The following is a 13,888-nucleotide window of genomic DNA, read 5'->3' as shown; positions in this document are numbered from 1 at the left end:
GACATTGGCAACTGGCGAAAACAATATAGTAATACAAATACTCACGCAATCGTTTCAAAACGGCTTTTTATGCGGTAGATTCGTCGTGTAAATTTTGATTAGTCATACAATAAGAGTGACCTCGCCATGACAGGTAAAAAGACTCCGCTTCGTTCCGCCCAGTGGTTTGGCACGTCCGACAAGAACGGTTTCATGTACCGCAGTTGGATGAAAAACCAGGGCATCCCAGACCATGAGTTCCAGGGCAAGCCCATCATTGGCATCTGCAACACCTGGTCTGAGCTGACGCCGTGCAACGCCCACTTCCGCAAAATTGCCGAGCATGTGAAGAAGGGTGTTCTGGAGGCCGGCGGGTTCCCGGTGGAGTTCCCGGTGTTTTCCAGTGGCGAGTCAAACCTGCGGCCTACCGCGATGCTTACCCGCAACCTGGCGAGCATGGACGTCGAAGAAGCCATTCGCGGCAACCCGGTGGATGCCGTGGTGCTGCTGACCGGCTGTGACAAAACCACCCCGGCCTTGCTGATGGGTGCTGCCAGTTGCGATGTGCCCGCCATCGTCGTCACCGGTGGGCCGATGCTGAATGGCAAGCACAAAGGCAAGGACATCGGCTCGGGCACCGTGGTGTGGCAGATGCACGAGGCCTATAAGGCCGGGCAGATCAGCCTGGATGAATTCCTCTCTGCCGAAGCCGGCATGTCGCGCTCGGCCGGTACCTGCAACACCATGGGCACCGCCTCCACCATGGCCTGCATGGCAGAAGCCTTGGGTACATCGCTGCCGCACAACGCCGCGATCCCGGCGGTGGATTCACGCCGTTATGTGCTGGCGCATTTGTCGGGCATGCGTATTGTCGACATGGTGCATGAAGACCTGCGCCTGTCGAAGATCCTCACCAAGGCCGCGTTCGAGAACGCCATCAAGGTCAACGCCGCCATCGGGGGTTCGACCAACGCAGTCATCCACTTAAAAGCCATCGCCGGGCGCATCGGTGTGGAGCTCGACCTGGAAGACTGGACCCGCATCGGTCGCGGCACCCCGACGATTGTCGACATGCAGCCGTCGGGGCGCTTCCTGATGGAGGAGTTCTACTACGCGGGCGGCCTGCCCGCCGTGATCCGCCGCATGGGTGAAGCCGGCCTGCTGCCCAACCCCGATGCGCTGACCGCCAATGGCCAGAGCATCTGGAGCAACTGCCAGGCATCGCCGCAATACAACGACGAAGTGATCCGCCAGGTCGACAACCCGCTGGTGGCCGACGGTGGCCTGTGCATCCTGCGTGGCAACCTGTCGCCACGCGGCGCGGTGCTCAAGCCATCGGCCGCGACCCCTGAGTTGATGCAACATCGTGGGCGTGCCGTGGTGTTCGAGAACTTCGACGACTATAAGGCGCGTATTGCCGACCCGGACCTGGACGTCGATGAAACCTGCGTGCTGGTGCTCAAGAACGCTGGCCCCAAGGGTTACCCTGGCATGGCTGAAGTCGGCAACATGGGCCTGCCTCCCAAAGTGCTGGCCAAGGGCGTGACCGACATGGTGCGCATCTCTGACGCAAGGATGAGCGGCACTGCCTATGGCACCGTGGTGCTGCACGTGGCGCCGGAGGCCGCTGCCGGTGGGCCGTTGGCCGCCGTGCGCAACGGTGACTTCATCGAACTCGACTGCGCCGGTGGCCGCCTGCACCTGGACATCAGCGACGAAGAACTGCAAGCGCGCCTCAGTGACCTCAAGCCGGACACCAGCGCCAAGATCTTCTCCAGCGGCTACGCCCGCCTCTATGTGGACCACGTGCTGCAAGCCGACGAAGGTTGCGACTTCGACTTCCTGGTGGGCTGCCGTGGCTCCGAGGTACCGCGCCACTCGCACTGATTCACAGGCTGCGCGCCAGCTTCTGGCGCGCATTTGCGTCCCGCCAAATCGATCCGAAAGCGATGCTATGATGCAGCGTATTTCGTCAGAGCCACGTCGTCGTCATGAATTACCAGACTCTCCAGCCCGGCAAAAGCATGCATGCCCAGATCGTTCAGGAACTGGGCATGCACATCGTTTCCGGGCGCTTCAAACCCGAAGAAAAGTTGCCGGCTGAAGCCTTGTTGTGCGAGGAATACAAGGTCAGCCGCCCGGTATTACGCGAAGCCACTCGCGTGCTCAGCGCCAAGGGCCTGGTCTACTCAAAGACCCGTGTGGGCACGGTTGTGCGCCCACGCGTGGAGTGGCATCTGCTCGACCCGGACGTGCTGTACTGGCTGATGCAGTCGACGCCTCACAGCGAATTTTTCCACACGCTGGCCGGGGTGCGGCGCATCCTCGAACCGGAGATTGCCGCCCTGGCGGCCACCACGGCGACCGAAGCGGACATCGCCAGCATCGAAGATGCCTACCGGCGCATGGAGGCGGCGAAAAGCCCCGCCGAGCTGTTGCAGCCCGACCTGGACTTCCACCGCGCCGTGGCCAACGCCACCCACAACGACTTGCTGGCCAACATGTGCAACATGCTCTCGCTGCCGTTGCGCGAGTCTATCAACGTCACCAACCAACGCCCCAATACCCAGGCACTGAGCCTGCCGCGGCACAAGGCGATTCTGACCGCGATCAAAAATCGCGATGCGCTCAGCGCACGGCACGCCTCCCTGGTGCAACTGGATGACACCCGTTCGGCCCTGGATACCGTGATGAATGTGTTGACGCCGTTGTAGCGTTGATTGCAGGCCAGTGGCATGCTGCGCGCGCATTTTGCACCACCCCATCGCGCACTACAGGGATATTCCGCACATGGCTGCCTCAAATAAATGGCTGATGTCATCAGTCGCTTATTACCTCGATTTCTTCACCGTTCCGTTTTTCATCCTCATTGCCCTTTTCCTCGCGCCGTTCGACGCGGGCCTGGCGTTGATTGGGCTGTTGGCTTGGACGTTGGTGGAGTATTCGGCTCACCGCTTTCTGTTTCATTCGCTGTACCGTCGCGAGCACTGGACGCACCATGTCGATGTGCTGGCCTATATCGGTGTGTCCAGCTGGAAAACCAGCTCCACCTTCGCCGCCCTGCTGCTGTTTGCCTGGTACACCGGCCTGACCTCAGTATTTATTGGCGCCGTCACCGGCTACTTCTATTACATCTCGGTGCATTACGTGATGCATCGCCCCGAGCATTGGGCCTACCGATTCATGCCAAGGCTGGTGGCCAATCACGACTTGCACCACCGGCAAGGGATCGAGAAGAACTTCGGGGTTTCATCGCCGTTGTGGGACCATGTGTTTCGCACCTTCATTCGGCCTCAACGCTGCAGTGCCGATAAAGAGCGTGCTTGAAGCGCCTCAGCGATTGTTTTTATTACGAATAAATCTAGTCGCCCATACACCTGCGTCTCCTGCCTTATCTACGCTCAAGCCCGTGCCAGGAGGCGCATTGAAGAGTCCATGACGGACCCCCTGTCTCCTGGTGCCTGATGCCAAGGAGATACCGATGAGAAAGGAAACCCATCGCCCCCGGCCCGGGTTCGGCTGCGCTTTGTTTGGCGCATTGCTGAGCCCGCTGGTCGACGCGGCCCCCACACTGTCTACGCAAATCCCCTTCGATGTCACGGCCACACCGCCGTTTTCCCTCACCAGCCTGCAACAGAACTTCGATGACATGTCGTGGCAGACGTTTATCGCGCTGAACTGGCCTGCCCTGGCCGATGGCAACCCCAACACCGGCGTGCAGATCGGCCAGCAGGATGCCGCAACGGTGTGGGAAAGCTACAAGGAGAGTTACCAGGTGTTCCTGCCGCAAGGGCAAAAACCGTTGCCGTTTCACGCCCCGGCGAGCGTGCCCAAGGCTTGCGAAGGCAAGGGTTCCGGGCGTTTGCTGCAACAGATGGGCAAGGTGCCGGATGTGCTGGACGAGTTTATCCAGCCGTTTGAAAGTGGCCCGCTGGTGGACCAAAGCGGCGTGTACACGCGCAATGAAATCGTGGTCAACCAATCGATGTTCGACGGCATCGTCAACAACGGGCTGTACAGCATCCAAGGCCAGCAGGCATTTTTTGCCGCCAACCCCACCAATGCGGTGGCGTTCAGTTGCGGCAACCCGGCCACCAGCGAAGTGGGTTCGCTGATGGTCAAGGCGGCGTGGAAGGTATTGGACGGCAACGACAAGCCCGGCAACTTCCATACGGTGGATGCGCTGGTGTATACGCCGGGCAACAGCGACCCAAGTAAGGGGCCGGTGGTGGCCGAGTCCTGCACGGCCGAGCCGGTGGGGCTGGTGGGGTTGCATATCGTGCACAAGACCACCAGCGCGCCGCAGTGGGTGTGGTCGACCTTCGAGCACATCGACAATGTGCCGGAAAAAACCACGCCGCCCGCCGAGCGTAAAGGCCCGTACCTGTTCTACAACGCCAGCAGCCATGCCGAGGTCAACCAGCCACCGCCCCGGCCGTGGAACCCCGCAGTAAAAGCCACACCCTCACAGATCGTGCGCGAAATCCCCCTGACCGATGCCACCAAGGCGCTGAACAGCACCTATCAAACCCTGTTGCGCAGCGTGAACCCCAACAGTGTGTGGGCCAACTACCAGTTGATCAGCACCCAATGGCCCACCCTCAGCGGCCAACCGCCGTGCCAAATCTCGGCCACCGTGCCGTTGGGCAAACCGGCGCCGTCGTTCCTTGCCAATGCCACGCTGGAGACCTATATCCAGGGCACCGTGCCCCAGGCCTCATCCAGCTGCATCGCCTGTCACGGCAACGCCGCCACCCACGTGACCCAGTCGCCGCGCACCAGCTTTGCGGACTTCACCTACCTGCTCGAACGCGCCCAATCCACCGGCGCAACAAGGAGTCAGCCATGAGCACCGACCTGGACAATTTCACCGGCCTTAGCGTGGTGCTCACTGGCATCAATCAGGAACTGCTGGCACCGTCCGTGGACCCTATCGGGCTGCCCACTACCTTTCTCAATTTTATCGGCCCACGCCTGGGGCAAAGCGTGCTCAATGCCCTCCTCGCGCAGTACGCATCGCTGGTGGCCGAGCAAGCGACACCGCAACAAATCGGTACCGCGATCCTGATGCAGAACGGCCAGCCTGCGCCTACGCAAACGGCTCAAGCGGCACGCGCGATCATGAAACTCTGGCTGCTTGGCGTGTGGTACCAGCCCTACACCCAGGGCGAGTTCTCCACCGGCGAGCAAACCGTGGTCAGTGACGAGGCCTATACCCAAAGCTGGGCCTGGAACATCGCCCAGGCCCATCCCATGGGTTACAGCGAGTTCTTCTTTGGCTACTGGAACAGCCCACCGCCGAGCCTTGAGGATTTCACCGGGGTACCCGCCAGCACGCAGCCAGGAGCATCATCATGAGTACCGAACAAGCGGATGTAGTGATCGTCGGTGCTGGCCTGGCGGGCAGTATCATTGCCTATCAACTGGGCTTGGCAGGCGTGAAGGTACTGGTGCTGGAATCCGGCCCGGAAATTCCACCCAACCGTAACCAGTACCTGGAGCGGTTCTATACCGCGACGCTAAAAACCCCCGAGTCCCCCTACCCGCCCGTGAGCACCTTGAGCCCGGCGCGCAACCCCACCGAGCAGAACGCGCCCCGCGCCACCATTGCCGACCTGATCAATGGCTGGAACAACCCCGACGTCAGTTACCTGGTGCAAAAAGGCCCGCTGCCGTTCACCAGCACCTATGAACGGGTGGGCGGCGGCACTACCTGGCATTGGGTCGCGACGTGCCTGCGCATGCTGCCCAATGACTTTCGCATGAAGTCGCTCTACGGCGTGGGTGTGGATTGGCCCATCGGCTACAACGACTTGCAAAGTGCCTATTGCCGGGCCGAAGCGGAAATCGGCGTGGCAGCCAATGTGGCGGACCAGGCATACCTGGGCATCACCTTCCCTGCCAACTATGAGTTCCCCATGACCAGCATCCCGCTGTCGCTGGTGGATGGCAGTTTTGTCAGTGCAGTACAGGGCCAGTCGTTCCAAGGCCTGCCCTTGGTGGTCAGCCCGACCCCGGCCGGGCGCAACTCCCAGCCGTATGCCGGGCGACGGGTCTGTGCGGGCAACACCAACTGCACGCCCATCTGCCCGATCCAGGCCAAGTACGATGCCACCGTGACCATGAACAACGCGCTCAACACCGGCAATGTGCGGGTGCTTTACAAGACCGTGGCGAGCAAGGTCACGGTGGCGGCGGACAAGACCATCAGCGGTATCGAGTTCATCCAGTACCAACTCGGCGATGGGCCGCCGACCGGCACAGGTGTTGCCGTGGGCCAGCGCTATGTAATCGCCGCACATGCCATCGAGACGCCCAAGTTGTTGCTCAACTCCACCAGCAGTGCCTGGCCCAACGGGGTCGCCAACAGCAGCGGTCAGGTCGGTCGCAGCCTGGCGGACCACCCGATCTACCTGGCCTGGGGCTTGATGCCCGAGGGCAAGACGGTGTTCCCATACCGGGGGCCGGTGTCGACCTCGGGCATCGAAAGCCTGCGCGACGGGGCGTTTCGCAGCCAACGTGCCGCGTGGCGCATCGAGATCGGCAACGAAGGTTTCAACTGGCCGATTGGTGACCCGTACACCACCGTCGCCGACCTGATCGATGGCACCAACGTCAGCCGTACCAACCCGTTGCCTAATACCAGCGACGCCTCGCAAGTGCTGTTCGGCACGGCGTTGGTGCAGCAGTTGAACAACCTGCTGACACGGCAATTTCGCGTGGGCTTCCTGGTGGAACAAGTCGAAGACGACCCGAACAACGCCAACTGCTACATCATGCCGTCCAGCCAGTACAAGGACCGCCTGGGCATACCGCGCCCGGAGATCCACTACGACCTGTCGGACTACACCAAGGAGGGCTTCAAGCAAGCACGCATCCTCGCAAGCCATGTGATCACCGAACTGTTGGGCGCCACCGAGTTGACTGCCGATATCGCCCCTGGGTTGTTCGACTATCAAGGAGAGTCCTATTCCTTCCAGGGCGCCGGGCACCTGATGGGCACCTACCGCATGGGCGCCGACCCCACGACATCGGTGGTCGACAAATACCAACGCAGTTGGGACCACGCCAATCTGTTCCTGGTGGGCGACGGTGTGTTCCCCACCACCGGCACGTCCAACCCGAGCCTGACCATCGCTGCATTGTCGATCCAGGCCGGTGACACCTTGTGCAACGACCTCAAGGCCGTGACGGTGCAGGTGCAAGCCAACCAACCCTGGCAAGCCACCGGCGTGCAGATCAGCGGGCCGAGCCCACGGTTGGTGCGTTACGTCAGTGGCAAGTGGTTGGCCAGCCCGGTTGGAGGCATGGTCGATGGTAATGGCAGCCCAGGCCTGATCGCCAAGGCGGGGTACACCTTGCCGGGAGCCAATGAAGGCGCGTTGATCGGCCGCGTGGGCAGTGGCGGCACGCCGTTTCTGGTGGGGGATTTGGCGGAGATTCCGCCGGGGCAAACGGGGGAATTGCAGCTGTGCATCAATGATGACCTGGAAGGTCGGTATGGGATTGGGTTGGGGGATAACCAAGGGGCGCTGACGGTGCAGGTGGGGTTTGGCATGTTGTAATCAATGTGGGAGGGGGCTTGCCCCCGATTGCGGTGTATCAGTATCAGATGTGCTGGCTGACACACTGCCATCGGGGGCAAGCCCCCTCCCACATTTAAAGTGTGTTGCGCGCCTTGTAACAGTGCTTTGTCATCAACCACATTGATAGCACCCTAACGAAAAGCCCATCCTAGAGGGCTTTTCCAGCGCTTATATCATTCCGAATGATAGTTACCTTTGCTTCATTCGATTCGTGACATAGCACCCCGCCGCGCATGATCCGCCCATCTCAAATACATTGGCGGATGCACCTCATGGAACAGTCACTCAAACATTTGCGCTTCCCCCTGGCGATTCTGGCCGTGGTGGTGATGAGCGCATGCGGCAAGACCCCGGAACAAGCGGCCGCCATGCCTGCTGCTGCCGTCAGCGTAGCCAAGGTGCTCGAACAACCGGTCAACGAGTGGGATGAGTTCACCGGTCGCCTGGAAGCCCCCGAAACCGTGCAGATCCGCCCACGGGTGTCTGGCCAGATTGACCAAGTCGCTTTCATCGAAGGCGCTTTGGTCAAGAAAGGCGACCTGCTGTTCCAGATCGACCCGCGTCCGTTCCAGGCTGAGGTGCGCCGCCTTGAAGCCCAATTGCAACAAACCCGCGCCGCCGCCACCCGCAGTGATAACGAAGCCCAGCGCGGCGAGCGCCTGCGCCAGAGCAATGCGATCTCCGCCGAACTGGCCGACTCGCGCACCACCGCCGCCCAGGAAGCCCGCGCCGCAGTTGCCGGTATTCAAGCGCAGTTGGACCTGGCCAAGCTGAACCTGAGCTTTACCCGCGTGACCTCGCCCATCAGCGGCCGTGTCAGCCGTGCCGACATCACCGCCGGCAACCTGGTGACCGCCGATGTCACCCCGCTGACCAGCGTGGTCTCCACCGACAAGGTGTACGCCTACTTCGACGCCGACGAGCGTGTGTTCCTCAAGTACACCGAGCTGGCCCGCCAAGGCCGTCGCGGTGCTACCACCCCGGTGTACCTGGGCCTGTCCAACGAAACCGGCAACCCGCACCTGGGCCAGATGAACTTCGTCGACAACCAGGTCAACCCGGCGACCGGCACCATTCGTGGGCGCGCCGTGTTCGATAACAGCAAGGGCGAATACACCCCTGGCCTGTATGCGCGACTGAAGCTGGTCGGCAGCGGCACCTACTCCGCTGTGCTGATCAATGACGAAGCCGTTGGCACCGATCTCGGTAAAAAATTCGTGTTGGTGATGGACGGCGACAAGCCGGTTTACCGCTCGGTGGAACTGGGGCCGAAGATCGAAGGTTTGCGCATCGTGCGCAACGGCCTGAACAAGGACGACACCATTATCGTCAAGGGCCTGCAACGTGTGCGCCCAGGCTCGCCGGTCGCCCCGGAAACGATTCCGATGGCCAGCAAGGAAACCCTGGCCGCCTTGGCCCAACAACGACAAGCGCTTGAAGCCAGCAACCTGGAGCAAGTGGCGCCGGATAAAACCGCGCCCAAGCTCGCAGCCGTTGCGACTCCACGCGGTTAAGGGATACGACTCAAGATGAATTTTTCCAAGTTCTTCATTTCGCGGCCGATCTTCGCAGCGGTGCTGTCGCTGTTGATCCTGATTGCCGGTGCGATCTCGCTGTTCCAATTGCCGATCAGCGAATACCCGGAAGTCGTACCGCCGACTGTAGTGGTGCGCGCCAACTTCCCGGGTGCCAACCCCAAAGTCATCGGTGAAACCGTGGCCGCTCCCCTGGAGCAAGCCATTACCGGCGTCGAGAACATGCTCTACATGTCCTCGCAGTCCACCGCCGACGGCAAGCTGACCCTGACCATTACCTTCGCCCTGGGCACCGACCTGGACAACGCGCAGGTGCAGGTGCAAAACCGTGTGACGCGCACGCAGCCAAAACTGCCTGAGGAAGTGACGCGCATCGGTATCACCGTGGACAAGGCCTCCCCCGACCTGACCATGGTGGTGCACGTCACCTCCCCGGACCAGCGCTACAACATGCTCTACCTGTCCAACTACGCGATCCTCAATATCAAGGATGAGTTGGCGCGATTGGGCGGTGTGGGTGATGTGCAGCTGTTCGGCATGGGCGACTACTCCCTGCGTGTGTGGCTGGACCCGAACAAGACCGCTTCGCGCAACCTGACCGCCACCGATGTGGTGACGGCGATTCGTGAACAGAACCGCCAGGTGGCGGCCGGTGCACTGGGCGCACAGCCTGCGCCTAATGACACCAGTTTCCAGCTGTCGGTCAACACTCAGGGCCGCCTGGTCACTGAGGAAGAGTTCGAAAATATCGTGATTCGCGCCGGTGACAACGGCGAAATCACGCGCCTCAAAGACATCGCGCGGGTTGAGCTGGGTTCCAGCCAATACGCCCTGCGCTCGTTGATCGACAACCAGCCGGCCGTGGCGATTCCGATCTTCCAGCGCCCTGGCTCCAACGCCATCGACATCTCCAATGAAGTGCGCGCCAAGATGGCGGAGCTGAAAAAGAGCTTCCCTGAAGGTATGGATTACCGCATCGCCTATGACCCAACGGTGTTCGTGCGAGGCTCCATCGAAGCGGTGGTGCACACCCTGTTCGAAGCGCTGATCCTGGTTGTTTTGGTGGTGATCCTGTTCCTGCAAACCTGGCGCGCCTCGATCATTCCGTTGGTGGCGGTGCCGGTATCGTTGATCGGTACGTTTGCGGTGATGCACCTGTTTGGCTTCTCGCTCAACGCGCTGTCGCTGTTCGGGTTGGTATTGGCGATTGGTATCGTGGTGGACGACGCCATCGTGGTGGTGGAGAACGTCGAGCGTAATATCGAGCTGGGCCTTGAGCCCTTCCCCGCCACTGAAAAAGCCATGAGCGAAGTGACCGGCCCGATCATCGCCACCGCGTTGGTGTTGTGTGCGGTGTTTGTACCGGCAGCCTTTATCAGCGGCTTGACCGGGCAGTTCTATAAGCAGTTCGCCTTGACCATTGCGATCTCGACGGTGATCTCGGCGTTCAACTCGCTGACCTTATCGCCTGCGTTGGCCGCGGTGTTGCTCAAAGGTCACAATGCGCCGAAGGATCGCTTCTCGAAGTTCCTCGACAAGATGCTCGGTGGCTGGTTGTTCCGCCCCTTCAACCGCTTCTTCGAAAAAGCCAGCCATGGCTATGTCGGCACTGTGCGCCGGGTCATCCGTGGCAGCGGGATTGCACTGTTCCTGTACGCCGGCCTGATGGTGTTGACCTGGGCAGGTTTTGCTCACACCCCGACCGGTTTCGTACCCGCCCAGGACAAGCAATACCTCGTGGCCTTCGCCCAACTGCCAGACGCCGCGAGCCTGGACCGCACCGAAGACGTGATCAAGCGCATGTCCGACATCGCCTTGAAACAGCCAGGCGTGGAAAGCGCTATCGCCTTCCCGGGCCTGTCGATCAACGGTTTTACCAACAGCCCGAACAACGGCATCGTGTTCGTGACCTTGAAACCCTTCGATGAGCGTAAAGACCCAAGCATGTCGGCCGGTGCGATTGCCGGTGCGTTGAACGGCAAGTACAGCAGCATCCAGGAAGCCTACATGGCGATCTTCCCACCGCCGCCGGTACAGGGCCTGGGCACCATTGGTGGCTTCCGCCTGCAAATTGAAGACCGTGGCAACCTGGGTTACGACGAGCTGTACAAAGAAGTGCAGAACGTCATCACCAAAAGCCGTGGTGTGCCGGAGCTGTTTGGCCTGTTCACCAGCTACACGGTCAACGTGCCCCAGGTCGATGCAGCCATCGACCGCGAAAAGGCCAAGACCCACGGCGTGGCCATCAGCGACATCTTCGACACCCTGCAAATCTACCTGGGCTCGTTGTATGCCAACGACTTCAACCGCTTTGGTCGCACCTACCAGGTCAACGTGCAGGCTGAGCAGCAGTTCCGCCAGGATGAAGACCAGATCGGCCAGCTGAAAGTACGCAACAACAAAGGCGAGATGATCCCGCTGGCGACCTTTATCAAGGTCAGCGACACCTCCGGCCCGGACCGCGTGATGCACTACAACGGCTTTATCACCGCTGAGATCAACGGCAACGCTGCACCGGGCTACAGCTCGGGTCAGGCTGAAGCGGCGATTGAGAAACTGTTGAAAGAGGAATTGCCCAACGGCATGACCTACGAGTGGACCGACCTGACGTATCAGCAAATCCTCTCGGGCAACACTGCACTGTTCGTGTTCCCGCTCTGCGTACTGCTGGCCTTCCTGGTACTGGCCGCCCAATACGAAAGCTGGAGCCTGCCATTGGCGGTGATCCTGATCGTACCGATGACGCTGCTGTCGGCTATCACCGGGGTGATTATCTCGGGCGGCGACAACAACATCTTTACCCAGATCGGCTTGATCGTATTGGTAGGCCTGGCGTGTAAGAACGCGATTCTGATCGTCGAGTTTGCCAAGGATAAACAGGCCGAGGGTCTCGACCCACTGGCCGCGGTACTGGAAGCCTGCCGCCTGCGTTTGCGGCCAATCCTGATGACCTCGTTCGCGTTCATCATGGGTGTGGTGCCTCTGGTGTTGTCCAGCGGTGCCGGTGCCGAGATGCGTCATGCCATGGGTGTGGCGGTGTTCTCCGGGATGATCGGTGTGACCTTCTTCGGTCTGTTGCTGACGCCAGTGTTCTACGTATTGATCCGTCGCTATGTGGAGCGCCAAGAGGCGCGCAAAGCGGCCAAGGCCTTGAAGCTGGAGACACAGCAATGAGCGTGAAAGTCTTTTTGCCGAGCTTGCTGGTACTGGCGTTGAGCGCCTGTGCCGTAGGCCCGGACTACAAAACCCAAAACCTGGAGGCGGCCAATATCACGGCCGCCGCCGACACCAAAAGCTATGACCACGCCAAGTACGAAGGCATCTGGTGGCAGCAGTTCGACGACCCGACCCTCGACCAACTGGTGACCCAGTCGCTGAGCGGTAACCGTGACCTGCGTGTGGCGTTCGCCCGACTGCGAGCGGCCCGCGCGATTCGTGACGATGCGGCCAACGACATCATGCCGGTGGTCACCTCCCGCGCCAGCAGTGAAGGGGGCAAGGGCCAAATTCCTGGCCAGACCACCAAGCGTGTCACCAGCGAGCGCTATGACCTGGGCCTGGACATGGCCTGGGAGGTGGACTTGTTCGGTCGCATCCGGCGCAACCTGGAGGCCAGCGACGCTGACCAACAGGTCGCCGAAGCCGACCTGTACCAACTGCAAGTGACCATGATTGCCGAGTTGGTGGACGCCTACGGTCAACTGCGCGGCGCCCAATTGCGCGAACGCATTGCCCTGGACAACCTGAAAAACCAGCAGGAATCGCGCACCATCACCATCAGCCTGCGTGATGCTGGCGTCGGCGATCAGTTGGATGTGGAACGCGCCGATGCGCGCCTGGCCGCCGTCGAAGCCAGCGTGCCGCAACTGCAAGCCGAACAAGTGCGCGAGCGCAACCGCATCGCCACCCTCCTCGGCCAGCGTCCCGACAAGCTCAGCGTAGACCTGAGCCCCAAAGACCTGCCGGCGATTGCCAAGGCCTTGCCGATTGGCGACCCGGGCCAACTGCTGCAACGTCGCCCAGACATCCTCAGCGCCGAACGTAAACTGGCCGCCGCCACTGCACGTATCGGCGTGGCCAAGGCCGACCTGTTCCCACGGGTCAGCCTCAGCGGCTTCCTCGGCTTTACCGCCGGGCGCGGTTCACAAATCGGTTCGGCCGCCGCGAATGCTTGGTCCCTTGGCCCGAGCATCACCTGGGCCGCCTTCGACCTGGGCAGCGTGCGCGCTCGTTTGCGCGGGGCGAACGCTGAAGCCGACGGCGCTTTGGCGACGTATGAGCAGCAAGTGTTGCTGGCGCTGGAAGAGTCCGAGAATGCGTTCAGCGACTACGGCAAGCGTCAGCAACGCCTGGTGTCGCTGATCCGCCAGAGTGAATCGAGCCGCGCCGCCGCCGACTTGGCCGCGATCCGTTATCGCGAAGGCACTGTGGACTTCCTCGTACTGCTCGACGCCCAGCGTGAGCGCCTTGCCGCAGAAGACTCCCAGGCCCAGGCTGAAGTGGATTTGTATCGTGGCATTGTTGCTATCTACAAGGCGTTGGGCGGTGGTTGGCAGCCGGATACGGTGGTAGCCAGCAACAAGTGATGTAAAGAGCTCCTTTGGTTGGTCGCATCCAGCCAATTTTTAGCCCTGCGGCCTGTTCGGACGCGGGGCTTTTTTTTGAGCTTTATTTGTGGGATTGGTCCTGAATAGTTGAGGGAATTAACCGTAGGAACTAAAGAGCTACGTCGTAGGCTCATTCCTAATCCTGCCCAGGGCATGTGAATCAGCGTATTTGCATTGACTT

Annotated in this window: 9 protein-coding genes; all 9 read left to right on the top strand. The window is 60.9% G+C overall.

From position 1 onward, the window contains the following. Positions 1–126: 126 nt before the first annotated feature. The 9 genes from ICY20_RS18420 (at position 127) to ICY20_RS18380 (ending at position 13,686) form a co-directional block, all read left to right on the top strand. Positions 127–1,866 carry an IlvD/Edd family dehydratase gene (locus ICY20_RS18420; RefSeq protein WP_159957130.1) on the top strand — a complete coding sequence of 580 codons (1,740 nt, stop codon included), beginning with the start codon at positions 127–129 and terminating at the stop codon, positions 1,864–1,866. Positions 1,867–1,970: 104 nt separating this feature from the next. Then, positions 1,971–2,693, top strand: a complete 723-nt coding sequence (locus ICY20_RS18415) for a FadR/GntR family transcriptional regulator (protein ID WP_159957132.1) — start codon at positions 1,971–1,973, stop codon at positions 2,691–2,693. Positions 2,694–2,769: 76 nt separating this feature from the next. After that, positions 2,770–3,306, top strand: a complete 537-nt coding sequence (locus ICY20_RS18410; protein WP_159957134.1) for a sterol desaturase family protein — start codon at positions 2,770–2,772, stop codon at positions 3,304–3,306. Positions 3,307–3,460: 154 nt separating this feature from the next. Then, entirely contained in the window at positions 3,461–4,828 is a 1,368-nt protein-coding gene (locus ICY20_RS18405) for a cytochrome C (protein WP_194938256.1), read from the top strand. Then, on the top strand, positions 4,825–5,337 hold the full coding sequence (locus ICY20_RS18400) for a sorbitol dehydrogenase (protein WP_194938255.1): 513 nt from the start codon (positions 4,825–4,827) through the stop codon (positions 5,335–5,337). Before ICY20_RS18405 ends, ICY20_RS18400 begins: the two co-directional genes overlap by 4 nt. Then, complete coding sequence (locus tag ICY20_RS18395) at positions 5,334–7,544, top strand: GMC family oxidoreductase (protein WP_194938254.1); 2,211 nt, start codon at positions 5,334–5,336, stop codon at positions 7,542–7,544. The genes ICY20_RS18400 and ICY20_RS18395 overlap by 4 nt, the downstream gene beginning before the upstream one ends. Before the next feature lie 293 nt (positions 7,545–7,837). Next, complete coding sequence (gene mexE / locus ICY20_RS18390; protein WP_159957142.1) at positions 7,838–9,079, top strand: multidrug efflux RND transporter periplasmic adaptor subunit MexE; 1,242 nt, start codon at positions 7,838–7,840, stop codon at positions 9,077–9,079. Between the two features lie 15 nt (positions 9,080–9,094). Next, positions 9,095–12,274: an efflux RND transporter permease subunit gene (locus tag ICY20_RS18385; RefSeq protein ID WP_159957144.1), complete on the top strand. Its 3,180-nt coding sequence runs from the start codon at positions 9,095–9,097 to the stop codon at positions 12,272–12,274. Then, positions 12,271–13,686, top strand: a complete 1,416-nt coding sequence (locus ICY20_RS18380) for an efflux transporter outer membrane subunit (protein WP_159957146.1) — start codon at positions 12,271–12,273, stop codon at positions 13,684–13,686. The genes ICY20_RS18385 and ICY20_RS18380 overlap by 4 nt, the downstream gene beginning before the upstream one ends. The last annotated feature ends 202 nt before the right edge of the window (positions 13,687–13,888 follow it).

Source organism: Pseudomonas pisciculturae, from assembly GCF_015461805.1.
GTDB classification, from domain to species: domain Bacteria; phylum Pseudomonadota; class Gammaproteobacteria; order Pseudomonadales; family Pseudomonadaceae; genus Aquipseudomonas; species Aquipseudomonas pisciculturae.
Note: the sequence above shows the minus strand (reverse complement) of the source record. Positions and strands in the feature narration are given on the sequence as shown.

What these genes read in the sequence shown, in the direction of transcription:
- ICY20_RS18420 (WP_159957130.1), top strand. Translation starts at nt 127, where the DNA reads ATGACAGGTAAAAAGACTCCGCTTCGTTCCGCCCAGTGGTTTGGCACG.
- ICY20_RS18415 (WP_159957132.1), top strand. Translation starts at nt 1,971, where the DNA reads ATGAATTACCAGACTCTCCAGCCCGGCAAAAGCATGCATGCCCAGATC.
- ICY20_RS18410 (WP_159957134.1), top strand. Translation starts at nt 2,770, where the DNA reads ATGGCTGCCTCAAATAAATGGCTGATGTCATCAGTCGCTTATTACCTC.
- ICY20_RS18405 (WP_194938256.1), top strand. Translation starts at nt 3,461, where the DNA reads ATGAGAAAGGAAACCCATCGCCCCCGGCCCGGGTTCGGCTGCGCTTTG.
- ICY20_RS18400 (WP_194938255.1), top strand. Translation starts at nt 4,825, where the DNA reads ATGAGCACCGACCTGGACAATTTCACCGGCCTTAGCGTGGTGCTCACT.
- ICY20_RS18395 (WP_194938254.1), top strand. Translation starts at nt 5,334, where the DNA reads ATGAGTACCGAACAAGCGGATGTAGTGATCGTCGGTGCTGGCCTGGCG.
- mexE (WP_159957142.1), top strand. Translation starts at nt 7,838, where the DNA reads ATGGAACAGTCACTCAAACATTTGCGCTTCCCCCTGGCGATTCTGGCC.
- ICY20_RS18385 (WP_159957144.1), top strand. Translation starts at nt 9,095, where the DNA reads ATGAATTTTTCCAAGTTCTTCATTTCGCGGCCGATCTTCGCAGCGGTG.
- ICY20_RS18380 (WP_159957146.1), top strand. Translation starts at nt 12,271, where the DNA reads ATGAGCGTGAAAGTCTTTTTGCCGAGCTTGCTGGTACTGGCGTTGAGC.